Origin of the sequence: Roseomonas indoligenes (genome assembly GCF_017813365.1) — a bacterium.
Lineage (GTDB): Bacteria > Pseudomonadota > Alphaproteobacteria > Acetobacterales > Acetobacteraceae > Roseomonas > Roseomonas indoligenes.
The window spans coordinates 183150-195339 of record NZ_JAGIZA010000011.1 but is presented as its reverse complement, the minus strand read 5'-3'; the positions used below and the strand labels follow the sequence as shown (position 1 = coordinate 195339).

Annotated in this window: 12 protein-coding genes and 1 pseudogene; 5 read left to right on the top strand and 8 right to left on the bottom strand. The window is 69.3% G+C overall.

Going from position 1 to position 12190, the window contains the following annotated elements; translation table 11 throughout:
* The 3 genes and pseudogenes from J5Y10_RS18155 to J5Y10_RS18145 all read left to right on the top strand — a co-directional run.
* Window positions 1–106: pseudogene (locus J5Y10_RS18155) on the top strand (IS5-like element ISRso1 family transposase); the annotation flags it as partial.
* A gap of 145 nt (window positions 107–251) precedes the next feature.
* Window positions 252–485 (top strand): hypothetical protein, encoded by a 234-nt coding sequence (locus J5Y10_RS18150; protein ID WP_209375446.1) that lies wholly within the window; start codon window positions 252–254, stop codon window positions 483–485.
* Window positions 486–832: 347 nt separating this feature from the next.
* Window positions 833–1126 carry a hypothetical protein gene (locus J5Y10_RS18145; RefSeq protein ID WP_209375445.1) on the top strand — a complete coding sequence of 98 codons (294 nt, stop codon included), beginning with the start codon at window positions 833–835 and terminating at the stop codon, window positions 1124–1126.
* Between the two features lie 207 nt (window positions 1127–1333).
* Here the strand turns inward: J5Y10_RS18145 and dnaN are convergent, their stop codons facing one another.
* From dnaN to J5Y10_RS18110, 7 genes are all read right to left on the bottom strand, one after another.
* Window positions 1334–2461 (bottom strand): DNA polymerase III subunit beta, encoded by a 1128-nt coding sequence (dnaN, locus tag J5Y10_RS18140; RefSeq protein ID WP_209375444.1) that lies wholly within the window; start codon window positions 2459–2461, stop codon window positions 1334–1336.
* Between the two features lie 87 nt (window positions 2462–2548).
* Window positions 2549–3088: an SDR family oxidoreductase gene (locus tag J5Y10_RS27985; RefSeq protein ID WP_342452957.1), complete on the bottom strand. Its 540-nt coding sequence runs from the start codon at window positions 3086–3088 to the stop codon at window positions 2549–2551.
* A gap of 140 nt (window positions 3089–3228) precedes the next feature.
* Window positions 3229–4701 (bottom strand): chromosomal replication initiator protein DnaA, encoded by a 1473-nt coding sequence (dnaA, locus tag J5Y10_RS18130; RefSeq protein WP_209375443.1) that lies wholly within the window; start codon window positions 4699–4701, stop codon window positions 3229–3231.
* A 225-nt stretch (window positions 4702–4926) separates the two neighbouring features.
* Window positions 4927–5196: a 30S ribosomal protein S20 gene (rpsT, locus tag J5Y10_RS18125; protein ID WP_209375442.1), complete on the bottom strand. Its 270-nt coding sequence runs from the start codon at window positions 5194–5196 to the stop codon at window positions 4927–4929.
* A gap of 130 nt (window positions 5197–5326) precedes the next feature.
* Window positions 5327–6106 carry an enoyl-CoA hydratase gene (locus tag J5Y10_RS18120; RefSeq protein ID WP_209375441.1) on the bottom strand — a complete coding sequence of 260 codons (780 nt, stop codon included), beginning with the start codon at window positions 6104–6106 and terminating at the stop codon, window positions 5327–5329.
* 87 nt (window positions 6107–6193) lie between these two features.
* Window positions 6194–7060, bottom strand: a complete 867-nt coding sequence (locus tag J5Y10_RS18115; protein WP_209375440.1) for a DMT family transporter — start codon at window positions 7058–7060, stop codon at window positions 6194–6196.
* 47 nt (window positions 7061–7107) lie between these two features.
* Entirely contained in the window at window positions 7108–8067 is a 960-nt protein-coding gene (locus J5Y10_RS18110; RefSeq protein WP_209375439.1) for a Bug family tripartite tricarboxylate transporter substrate binding protein, read from the bottom strand.
* Between the two features lie 169 nt (window positions 8068–8236).
* On the opposite strand from J5Y10_RS18110, the gene J5Y10_RS18105 reads away from it, so the two are divergent.
* Both J5Y10_RS18105 and J5Y10_RS18100 read left to right on the top strand, forming a co-directional pair.
* Complete coding sequence (locus J5Y10_RS18105; protein WP_209375438.1) at window positions 8237–9838, top strand: ABC transporter substrate-binding protein; 1602 nt, start codon at window positions 8237–8239, stop codon at window positions 9836–9838.
* 96 nt (window positions 9839–9934) lie between these two features.
* The gene (locus J5Y10_RS18100; protein ID WP_209375437.1) at window positions 9935–10837 is read left to right on the top strand and encodes a DMT family transporter; all 903 of its coding nucleotides are present in this window, start codon (window positions 9935–9937) and stop codon (window positions 10835–10837) included.
* Between the two features lie 7 nt (window positions 10838–10844).
* Here the strand turns inward: J5Y10_RS18100 and J5Y10_RS18095 are convergent, their stop codons facing one another.
* Window positions 10845–12089, bottom strand: a complete 1245-nt coding sequence (locus tag J5Y10_RS18095) for an amidohydrolase family protein (RefSeq protein WP_209375436.1) — start codon at window positions 12087–12089, stop codon at window positions 10845–10847.
* Window positions 12090–12190 lie beyond the last annotated feature (101 nt).

Below are 12190 nucleotides of genomic sequence, written 5' to 3'. Positions count from 1 at the left end.
TTGGCGCCGTTTGGTCCGCGACTACGAGCGCCGCCTCGACGTCTCCGAGGCCATGATCCACGTCGCCATGGGCGCCCTCCTCCTCCGCAGGATCACCCACCGCTGAGTTCTCAAACAGTCACTAAGAGCTTGCGGCGCATAGTTGCTACCGCATCGCGCTGGCGTAAGGCGGAAAGGGTGTAGCGGGTAGCTTCGGGGTCAGGGAGACCAAGTGGTCCGTCCTCTACAAGGAGAGGAAAGCGCTCTCCGCCATGAAGGACAGCAATCCGGACCGACCAAGTCATGTGATGCTTTCTCCAGAACCCCAGATCGGATTGGGGAGTAATGGAGAGCCTCAATCAATCAAGAAGACCACGGAGGTGGCGAACCCAGACCTAACAACAAGAACTGTTGGATTTTTGCAATATGTAGAACTACCTACTATGGCTCCGGAATACGTAGAACTACCTATTGCAGCAATGATTGCTTCACTCATCCCAGTTTGACGGTGACGTCAGCCGAGACCACCAATGATCTGCAAGGCTGACTTGTCAGGCATGTTCAAAGAGAAAGGGATGATTCTGTGCCTTTCTCAGTGTAGCCGTTCACGGATGCAGGGGCGACGCCGGTATGCGCGCCGAGACGCTTTCATCGACCCGCGGTATCCGGACTTGATGAGTGCGCCCTGGTATCGGGTTCCAGGGCATCTGCTGCCATGAGGCATCGTTGAAGCTTAGGCGCGGCGCTGAATAGCAGCAGACGCTGGTAGGTTGATTGTGTACAAACCTTGGATGTTGCTGCGGCGAGGGCGGCTCGGGCGATCAAGCTGGTAGCCGCTATCCGGAACAGCCGCATGCCCCCGATCATTGCCCGAGAGAGTGAAAGCTTCGGTTGGCCATGGCGCGAGCTTGGCTCGGTAGTTGCTGTAATCGATAGTCCGCGCGACTGCCTCGTTGCTCTGAATGCTACGCCCGCCATCGTGACCGATCTTGCCGAGGTTGAGCACCTAACCGCGACTGACCAAGACGTAAGCCGTAGAGATATCGAAACCGCCGTCATTGCTCACGGCAAGATCGGCCCGGGGACTGCCGGGGTCGGCATGGCCGGCACCATCCCTTATTGGCATCCCAGTGCCCATTGGCGCTGAACAGCCACCCTAAACCCTCGTTTCGGTTACATGCAAAACTGCTAAAAAAGCCGTGCTGACAGGAGTTGTTGAGGACCAGTTTACCGAAACCTAGACGGTACATTTCATGCCTAGCCCCGGAATGCCGCCTTCAGTTTCTTAGCCCCTCAGCGGCATTGTGTTCTTGAATAGCTGGCCCTCAGTTTACACAGAAGCTGTTGGTGTGAGTCAGACCCGCATCGGCATCAGCACATAGAGTGCTTCCGGCTTGGCCGCGTCCTGCACGATGGTGGGGGCGGAGCCGTCGGCGAAGCGGAACTCCACCTGCCCGTCCACCTGGTCCGTGATGTCCTTCAGGTAGCGGGCCTGGAAGCCGATCTCCAGCGGGGCGGAGTCATAGGTCACAGTGTCGTTGTCCAGCTCCTCCTGCGCCTGCCCCTGGTCCGGGGAGGCGGCGGTGAGGAGGAGGTGGTTCTTCTCCAGCGAGAGCTTCACCGGCCGCGACCGCTCGGAGGAGATGGCGGCCACCCGGTCCACGGCGGCGGCGAAGGCCGTCTTGTCCACGGACATCACGCGGTCGTTCCCCTTGGGGATTACCCGCTCATAGTCGGGGAAGGTGCCGTCGATGAGCTTGCTCGTCAGGGTGACGGTCCCGACCTTCACCTGCAGCTTCGTGTCGGAGAGCCGCATCTCGATCTCGTCCACGGCCTCCTCAGCCAGCTTGCGCAGCTCGGCGATCGTCTTGCGGGGTACGATCACGCCCGGCATGCCCTCGGCGCCGTCCGGCAGGGGCTCCTCCACCCGCGCCAGGCGGTGGCCGTCCGTCGCCACGGCGCGCAGCACCTTCGTGCCGTTCACCTCGGTCGCGTGCAGGTAGATGCCGTTGAGGTAGTAGCGCGTCTCCTCGGTGGAGATGGCGAACCGGGTCCGGTCCACCAGGTCCCGCAGCAGCCCGGCCGGGACGCTGAACTTATGGGGCAGCTTGCCCTCGGTCATGGAGGGGAAGTCCTCCACGGGCAGGGCCGTCAGGCTCGTGTTGTAGCGGCCGGCGCGCAGGCCCAGCGGGGCATCGCCGCCCTTGTGGTCCAGCTCCACCTTCACGCCGTCAGGCAGCCTGCGCACGATCTCGAACAGGGTGGCGGCGGGCGCGGTGCAACGGCCTTCGCGCCCCACCTCGATGCCCGGCACCTCCTCGACGACCGCGATCTCCATGTCCGTCGCGGTCAGGCGCAGGCGGCCCTCGGCAGCGTCCAGCAGCACATTCGCCAGGATGGGGATGGTGTTGCGCCGCTCCACCACGCTCTGGACATGGGCGAGAGCCTTCAGGAGCACCGCCCGGTCCACCGTGAATTTCATAACCGACATCCCCGGAACGCTGTGGAGGGCGAGAAGCCCCCGAATGATCCTCGTATCATCCTGAAAAGGCGCCGTGAAGGCCAGGGGCTACGGCGCGACTGTCTCGCCCCGATGGTCGATCAGCAGGCCGGTCCGGTCGGGTGTTAGGGCGTCGATCACCGATAGCAGCCGGGCGGCGGCGGCGGATGGCTCCTGCACCTCCAGCCCCGCCCTGGAGAAGGGGGCGGAAAGGCCCGTTTCCACGGTGCCGGGATGCAGCGCGACGAGAACCGCCTGCCGGTGGGTGCGGGCCAGCTCGATGGAGGCGGTGCGGACGATCTGGTTCAGCGCCGCCTTGGCGGCGCGGTAGCTGACCCACCCGCCGAGCCGGTTGTCCGAGATGCTGCCGACCCGCGCGGAGAGGGTGGCAAAGACAGCGCGGCGGTCCCGCGCGAGGCGGGGGAGGAAGTGCTTCATCAGCAGGGCGGGGCCGATGGCATTCACGGCGAAGCTGTGGGCCATGTGGACGGGGTCGATCTCGCGGATCGCCTTCTCCGGGCGGTAGTGGGCATCGTGCAGGAAGCCCGTGGCGTCGATGACCAGGGTCAGGCCGGTCCCGGCAACCCCGGCCGCGGCCGCGATGCTCACCTCGTCCAGCAGGTCGAGGAAGGGGTCCGTACGGCGCCCCAGCTGCAGGACGGCTTCGCCCCGCGCTTCCAGCGCCGCCGCAAGGGCGGCGCCGATGCCGCCGGCAGCGCCGACGACAACCGCGCGCGGGACGACGGCGCTCAGGTTTCCAGCATCCGCCGGAGCAGTTCCACGTCCTCCGCGAAGCCGGCATCGCCCTGCATCAGCTCCGCCACGCGGGAGACGGCGTGCATCACCGTGGTGTGGTCGCGGTTGCCGAAGCGCCGTCCGATCTCCGGCAGGGAGCGGGAGGTGAGCTGCTTCGACAGGTACATGGCCACCTGCCGAGGCCGCGCCACGTTGCGCGCGCGCCGGGCGGAGGACATGTCCGTCAGGCGGATGTTGTAGTGCTCGGCGACCCGCTTCTGGATCTCCTCGATCGTCACGCGGCGATCATGGGCCCGCAGGATGTCGTGCAGCACCTCCTGGCAGGATTCCAGCGTCACCGGGCGGCCAAAGAGGTTGGCATGGGCGATCAGGCGGTTCAGCGCCCCTTCCAGCTCGCGCACGTTGCTGGTGATCTTGTGCGCCAGGAATTCCAGAACCCGCGCCGGAACGTCCACACCGGCCGTCGCCGCCTTGCTCTCCAGGATGGAGATGCGGAGCTCGTAAGTGGTGGCGTGGATATCGGCCACCATGCCGCAGCCCAGCCGCGTCCGCAGCCGGTCCTCCAGCCCCGCCAGGTCGCTGGGCGGCTTGTCGGAGGAGACGACGATCTGCTTGCCCTGGTCCACCAGCGCATTGAAGGTGTGGAAGAACTCCTCCTGCGTGTTGTCCTTGCCGATCAGGAACTGCAGGTCGTCGATCATCAGCACGTCGACGGAGCGCAGGCTCTCCTTGAACTCCATGGTGGACTGCGAGCGCAGGGCCGCGATGAAGCGGTACATGAACTTCTCGGCGGACATGTAGGCGACGGACCGGCCGGGGCCGCCCGCCTGCGGCTCGCGGATCGCCCAGGCGATGGAGTGCATCAGGTGGGTCTTGCCCAGCCCGACGCCGCCATAAAGGAACAGCGGGTTGAACCCCGGCGAGTTCGGCTTCTCCGCCACGCGCCGGGCGCAGGCATGGGCGAACTCGTTCGGCTTGCCCACGATGAAGCTGTCGAAGGTGAAGCGCGGGTCCAGGGGTGCGGCCCAGTCACCCCGCGGATCGGGCCTGGCCGCCTCCGGGACCGGCCGGGCCGCCGGCTCGGCCTGCTCCGCGACGACTGGTGGCGGCGCCGCGGCCGGTGCCGCCTCGGGCGCCGGGGCCCCGGCGGAGGCCACGCGGATGTCTACGCGGCGCACGCCCACCGCCTCGGCCTGCCACAGCGCCCGCAGCCGGTCGCCGTACTGGCCGCGCAGCCAGTCCCGCAGGAAGCGTGTGGGGACGTGGACAACCGCCTCCTCGCCCTCCACCCCGGCGAGGGTCAGCTGGCGCAGCCATGTGCGGTACTCGGCCTCGCCGACCTCCTCGCGCAGGCGGCCACGGATGCGCGCCCAGGCGGCATCCAGGCGGGCCGGATCGGCCGCGCCGGAATCAGGGAGGCCTTGCGCCGGGACGGCGGACGCAACTTCGGCGTGCTGTTCCGGCATGCGATCCACCCCCGACCCCCTTCCCGCTCCATGTCACCATGGCGGCAGGACCATGACGAAGCGTAACTTGCGGCCCCGTTCCAGGTAAACGCCAAATACGTTCCCGGCATTACGACCGCGCGCACAAAGAAAAACGCCACGGCGCGCAAGCACCGTGACGCCTCGGCATCACGACTTTACTGGATATCCGCCAGACGAGGCGCCCGATGGGCGCCCCGGGACCGATCAGGCCGCGGCGAGCGCCTTGATGCGCGCGGAAAGGCGCGACAGCTTGCGGGCGACGGTGTTGTCATGCGCCACGCCCTTGTCGGCGGCGCGCTGCATCTCCGGCTGGGCCAGGCGGAACGCCTCCTGGGCCTTGGCCTTGTCGCCGCCCGTGATCGCGTCCTCGACGGCGCGGAGGAAGGTGCGGACGCGCGAGCGCCGGGCGCGGTTGCGCTCGGTGCGCTTCTCGATCTGACGGATGCGCTTGCGCGCGGAAGCGGTGTTCGCCATGGGCCTTGAGGATACCAGTCGAAATGTTCACGGGACGCGCACCACCTGGGGCGGCCGCGAGAGGGGGGCGTTCTATCCACAGCCCCCCCGGGAGTCAAGGAAGAGTCCGGCAGACCCTCCCGAGGCCCCGCTACGCGTTGCGGAAGGCCGGCTTCCGCTTCTCGGCGAAGGCGGCCATCCCCTCCTTCTGGTCCTCGGTCGCAAACAGGCTGTGGAAAAGGCGCCGCTCGAAGCGCACCCCCTCCCGCAGAGACAACTCGTAGGCGGCGTTCACCGCCTCCTTCGCCATCACCACGGAGGGCAGGGAGAAGGAAGCCATCGCCTCCCCCATCTTCAGCGCCTCCTCCACGAGGCTCTCCACCGGCACCACGCGGGTGACGAGGTTGCAGCGCTCCGCCTCGGTGGCGTCCATCATCCGGCCGGTCAGGATCATGTCCATCGCCTTGGACTTGCCCACGGCCCGGATCAGCCGCTGGGAGCCGCCGGCGCCGGGGATGATCCCCAGCCGGATCTCGGGCTGGCCGAACTTGGCGTTCTCGGCGGCCAGGATGATGTCGCACATCATCGCCAGCTCGCAGCCCCCGCCGAGGGCGAAACCCGCCACCGCCGCGATCACCGGCTTCTTTACCGCCAGGACCGTTTCCCACTTCGTGCCGATGAAGTCCTCGAAGTGGATGGCAGGGTAGGTGCGGTCCTTCATCTCCTTGATGTCGGCCCCGGCGGCGAAGGCCTTCTCGCTGCCGGTGATGACGATGGCGCCCACGGCCGCATCGGCGTCGAAGGCCAGCAGGGCCTGGCCCAGCTCCGTCGTCAGCTGGTCGCAGAGCGCGTTGAGGGCCGAGGGGCGGTCCAGGGTGATCAGCCCCACCTTGCCGCGCGTCTCCGCCCTGATCATCCCGTACTCGGCCATGCTGCCCTCCCTTGAGGGCCGCAGGCTGTGGCGGGGCCGCCGAACGGTCAACCCGGGCGGCCCGCTTTCGCCGGCCCGTCCAGCCGGTCAGCCGGGCCGGCGCCGCGCCGGCAGGCTGGTGATGATGCCGCCCGTCGCGATCACCCCCGCCCCCAGCAGCATCCAGCCATCCGGCATGTCCCCGAAGACGATCGCCGAGGAGAGGGTGGCCCAGATCAGCTGGGTATAGGTCATCGGCGCCAGGATGCTGGCGGGCGCCCGGGAATAAGCGAGCACGAGGAGGTAGTGGCCGGAAAGGCCGAACACCCCGGCCAGGGCCATGAGCCCCCAAGCCCATCCCGTCGGGTCCTGCCACACGAAGGGCTGCACGAGGCCCGAGACGGCGCCGGCGGCGAGGCCGGTGTGCAGGATGATCGTCGAAGGGCTGTCCACCTCGGACAGCTTGCGGGTGAGGATCTGATAGGCCCCGAAGAAGGCGGCCGTGCCCAGCGGCAGGAACAGCGCGGGATGCGGCATCTCCCCCGTCAGGAAGGGCGGCCGCAGGGCGATCATCACCCCCACCAGCCCGATCCCGATCCCCAGCCAGCGGCGCGGCCCCACCACCTCCCCCAGCAGCAGGGCGGCGAGCCCCGCGGTGAAGAGGGGCGAGGCGAAGGTGACGGCGGCGGCGTCGGCCAGGGGAATGTAGTAGAAGGCTAGGACGACGAGGCCGTTGGCCACCAGAAGGCAGAGGCTCCGCACCGCCTCCAGCCCCGGCGCCCGGCTGCGCCAGGGCAGCCGCCCCGTGGCCAGCCGCAGCGCCGCCGCCACCAGCAGCGTGTGGAACAGGAAGCGCATGAAGACGATCTGCGGGACGGGGTAGTCCACCGTCAGCAGCTTCGTGACCGTGTCCAGCCCGACGAAGAGGGCGATGGCCGTGAACTGGAGCAGCAGGCCGGAGAGGACGGGGGACATCGCCGGCCTCTATGCCACGTGCCGCCCGCCCCGTCCCTGGCGCCACCTCAGTCCGCGGTCACGTTCGCCGCCTTCGCCACCGGCCCCCAGACGGCGTCCTGGGCGCGGATTGTCTCGGCCAGCTCTGCCCGGGTGGAACCGACGGGGTCGGAGGCCAGGTCCCGCAGCCGGGCTACCACGGCCGGGTCGCGGGCCAGGGCGATCATCGCCTCCTCCAGCCGCGCCGCCACCGGCTCCGGCAAGCCGCGCGGGCCGACCAGGGCGAGCCAGGTCTCCGCCACGAAGCCCGGCACGCTCTCCGCCACCACCGGCACGTCCGGCGCCAGGGCGGAGCGGGCGGGGGAGGCGATGGCGATGGCCCGCGCCCGCCCGTCCCGCGCCGGCGGCAGGCCGGTGACGACCGTATCCACGTAGAGACTGATCGTGCCCGTCAGCAGGTCCGGCAGGGCCGGGCCGGTGCCGCGGTAGTGCACGATGGTGCAGTCCCGCCCGATCTCCCGCATCAGCAGGGCCAAGGCGAGGTGCTGCGTGGTGCCCGCCCCCGGCGTGCCGCAGGGCAGCGGCCCCTTCTCCAGCGCCGCGCGAAGCCCGGCGATATCGGCGATCCCCGAATTCGGCGCGGCCAGGAACACCACAGGCATGGCGGCGAAGCGGCTGATCGGGGTGAAGTCCCGCAGCGGGTCGAAGGGCATGGAGCGGTAGATGTGCCGGTTGATCACCAGCGGCCCGGCGGGGACGGCACCGAGCGTGTTGCCGTCCGGCGCCGCCTTCGCCACCGCGTCCGCCGCGATGTTGCCGCCCGCCCCCGCCCGGTTCTCCACCACCACCGTGCGGCCGAGCCGGGCCGAAAGGCCCTCCCCCATCACGCGGGTGAGGAGATCGATCCCGCCGCCGGGCGGGAAGCCCACGATCAGGCGGATGGGCGGCTGCGCCGGCTGGCCCTGCGCCATCGCCGGAGCGGCGAGAAGGGCAAGCGCGGCCAGGGCCGATGCGATGCGACGGGACAAGGTCGTCCTCCCACGGATTCGTTGGGCCGGAAGGTCCCGCCCTCCCCCATCGGCGTCAATCTCGGCCAGGCCTGGGGCGGCGGGCACCCGATTACACAACGGATGAATGTTGATGATTTTGACAGCCGATCGAGCCGCGTGAAAGCTGCCGGGCCCGAGGAGTCCTGCGATGCACCAGACGCCCATCCGCCGCCGCGCCCTTCCCGCCCTGCTGGGCATGGCCGCGGGCGGGCTGGACCGGGCGGCACGGGCGCAGGGGGCGCGAGGCGATGTGCTGAACATCGGGCTCGCTACGACGCCCGGCTCCGCCGACCCGCATTTCTACAACTTCCAGCCCAACAACAACCTCGCGCTGCACGTTTTCAGCCGGCTGGTGGAGCGCGACGCGCGCATCCGCCCGATCCCCGGCCTGGCGCTGAGCTGGACACCGGTGGGCGACACGGCCTGGGAATTCAAATTACGCCCCGGCGTGAAGTGGCACGATGGCCGGGGCTTCACCGCCGACGACGTGGCCTTCACGCTGGACCGCATCCCCAAGGTGCCGAACAGCCCCGGCAGCTTCGCCGGCTTCGTGCGCCCGATCACGCGGGTGGAGGTGGTGGATCCGCTGACGATCCGCCTGCACACGGCCGGCCCGCATCCCGTGCTGCCGAACGACCTGACCTTCGTCAGCATCGTCTCTCGCCATGCCGGAGAGGGCGCGACGACGGAGGACTACAATTCCGGCAAGGCCGCCATCGGCACCGGCCCCTACAGGCTGGTGCGCTTCCAGCCCGGCAGCCTCGTCGAGCTGGCGCGCAACGACGCCTATTTCGGCGGCGCGGAGCCCTGGTCCCGCGTGAACCTGCGTGTCATCCCGCAGGCCGGGCCGCGCGCGGCGGCGCTGCTCTCGGGCGATGTGGACCTGATCGATGCCGTCTCCGCCAACGACGTGCAGACCCTGCGGCGCGACCCGCGCGTGACAGTCGCGGAGACGCAGAGCACGCGCCTGATCTTCCTGCAGATGAACTTCTCGACCGACGGCCCCCTGCCTGACGTGACGGACAATGAGGGCAGGCCCCTCCCCCGCAACCCCTTCAAGGACCTGCGCGTGCGCCGCGCGCTCAGCCTCGGCCTGGACCGGGAGGCGCTCGTCTCCCGCGTCATGGAAGGCCGCGGGACGCCCTATGGCCAGTGGCTGCCGGCGGGCTTCTACTCCAACAACCCCGAGATCGGCGTGCCGCCTTTCGACGCGGAGGCCGGGCGGCGCCTGCTGGCCGAGGCCGGCTACCCGCAGGGCTTCCGCGTCACCATCCACACGCCGAACGACCGCTTCGCCAATGACAGCCGCATCGCCCAGGCGGCCGCGGCGATGTGGACGCGCATGGGCGTGGCGACCACGGTGGACGCCCAGCCCTACTCCGCCTTCAGCGCCCGCGCCAGCAAGGCGGAATACGGCGTGTGGCTGCACAGCTGGGCCAGTTCCACCGGCGAGGCCTCCTACTTCCTCAGCAACGTCGTCGCGACCGTGGATGCGGCCAAGCGCATGGGCGTGAACAACTGGAGCCGCTACTCCGACCCGCGGCTGGACGCGCTGACGGAGAAGTCCTTCACCCTCCTCGACCCGGCGGAGCGCGAGGCCGTGCTGCGGCAGGCGGTGAAGCACGTATCGGACGAGGTGGTGATCATTCCCCTCTTCCACCTCGCCCTCGCCTGGGGCGTGCGGCAGGGGCTTCGGTTCGAGGCGAACATGAGCGACTACACGGACGCCATGGACATCAGGCGCGACTGACCCGGGATTGACGGGGTGCCTGCCCGGGGCCGACCCTGGCAGGCACCACGATGCCGCGCCCTTCGCGGCCGCGCACCCTGCCCGCCCGGACGCTGAATGCCCCTCTGGCTCGCCGCCACCCTCTCCGCCGCCCTGTTTCAATGCTGGCGCACCGCCCTTCAGCAGAAGCTTCGCGGCCGGCTTTCCCTGAACGCGGCGGCCGTGGTGCGCTACCTCTACGGCGTGCCGCCCGGCCTGGCCCTGGTCGGCCTCTGGTGGTGGGCGAGCGGCAGCCAGCTCCCGGCCTTCGGGCCCTGGACGCTGTTCCTCTGCCTCGTCGGCGGCGTGCTGCAGATCTTCGGCACGGTCTTCCTCATTTCCTCCTTCGCGCCGCGCGGCTTCGCCGTCGGCACCGCCTATTCCAAGACGGAGGCGATCCAGGGCGCGGTCTTCGCCGTGGTCTTGCTCGGCGAGCATATCCCGCCCCTGGCCTGGGCCGGGGTGGGGCTGGGGGTCTGCGCCGTGCTCTGGCTCTCCATGGCCGGGCAGGTCCGCAGCCCTGGCGAGGCCCTGCGCGCCACCGCGCAGCCCGCCGCCCTCTTCGGCGTCGCGGCCGGCGCCTGCTTCGGCCTCACGGGCATCGCCATCCGCGCCGCGAACCAGGACCTCGCCGCGGCGGACAAGGTGCTCGGGGCGCTCTGCACCCTCGTCGTCACCAACCTCATGCAGACGGTGATGCAGGGCGGCTGGCTGCTGGCGCGGGAACCCGCCTCGGTCGGTCAGGTCTTCCGCAACTGGCGCAACGCCGCGCCGGTGGGGGTTCTCTCCGCCCTCGGCTCCGCCTGCTGGTTCACCGGCTTCGCCCTGGCCCCCGTGGCGCTGGTGCGCTCGGTCGGCCAAGTGGAGATTCTCTTCACCCTCGCCTTCGGCCGCTGGTACCTGAAGGAGCCGCTGAAGCAGCGCGACGTCGTGGGCGCGATGCTCATCGTCACCAGCGTGATCCTGGTGATCCTCGCCTGACGGGAACTCAGCCCGGCCGGTGCAGCACGGGTACGGCGCGGGAGACGGTGCGGCGCCCGTTCTTGAAGGCGGCCAGCACCGGGGAGATCTCGCGCAGCGCATCGGCCGGGCTCGGCGCGTCCACCAGCACGAGATCGGCCGGATTGCCCACCGCCACGCCGTAATCCCTGCGCCGCATCAGCTTCGCGGAGCCCGCGGTGAACATGTCCCAGGTGTCGCGCAGGTCGTCGCGCATCCCGCGCTGCACGATGTTGGCGTAGAGGTTCGCCTGCCGGATCAGCTGGCCATCCCCGAAGGGCGTGAAGGGGTTGAGGATGTTGTTGGAGGAGAGCGAGCAGGTGACGCCCGCCTTCACCAGCCGGTTCGCGTCCACCACGTTGCGCCGCACGCCCTCCGTCTGGTCGCGCCCACCGAGGTAGAGGTCCGTGGAGGGCAGCACGGTCAGGGCCACGCCGGCATCCGCCATGCGCTTCGCCACCGCGTCCAGCGCCGCCGGCGGCGTGACGGAGAGCTTCGTGACGTGCCCCACGGCAACGCGCCCGCCCCAGCCGTACTTCTCCGTCAGCTCGCAGACCAGAAGCGTGTCCAGGTCCTCCGGCGTGCTCCCGCTGTCCAGGTGCATGTCGATGTCCACGTCGAACTCGCGGGCCATCTCGAAGACGCGGCGGATCTGGCCGGCGCGGTCGCTGTCGTAGTTCGGCGCCGCGCCCACAACCCGCGCGCCGTTCCGCAGCGCCGCGACCATCAGCTCGTCCGTGCCGGGGTTATTCAGCAGGCCTTCCTGCGGCATCACGCAGATCTCGATGTCGATCGCCCAGCGATACTCGTCGATCAGGGACTTCACGCCCTCGAAGCCGCGCAGCCCCACCCGGGGGTCGACCTCCGCATGGGTGCGCATCGTCGTGCAGCCGTGCAGGATGCACTTCTCCAGCGTGCGGCGGGCGCGGTCCCGCACATCCTCCACGCTGAAGCTGTGCTTCACGTCGGAGACGCGCTCCATTGCCAAATGCGGGTTGCGCTTCACCTCGCAGGCGCAGCGGTCGATAATGCAGGTCTTGTCGAGGTGGATATGCGTCTCGACGAATCCCGGCGCGAGCAACCGGCCGGCGCCCTCCACCACCTCCACGGCCTGGCAGGTCAGGCCCGGCGCGATCGCCGCCACCTTCCCGCCGGCCACCGCCACGTCCACCGGCGCCCCCTCCGGCCCTGTGTCCACGAGGCGGACCTGACGGAAGAGGAGATCGACGTTCATGGACTGTCCCGACACTGTGGAGGCGGCACCGTGGCACGCAACATGCCTGCGGCGGCGTAGCGTTATCGCTGCCCTCTCGCCCTGTCCATTGCCCGGCACCT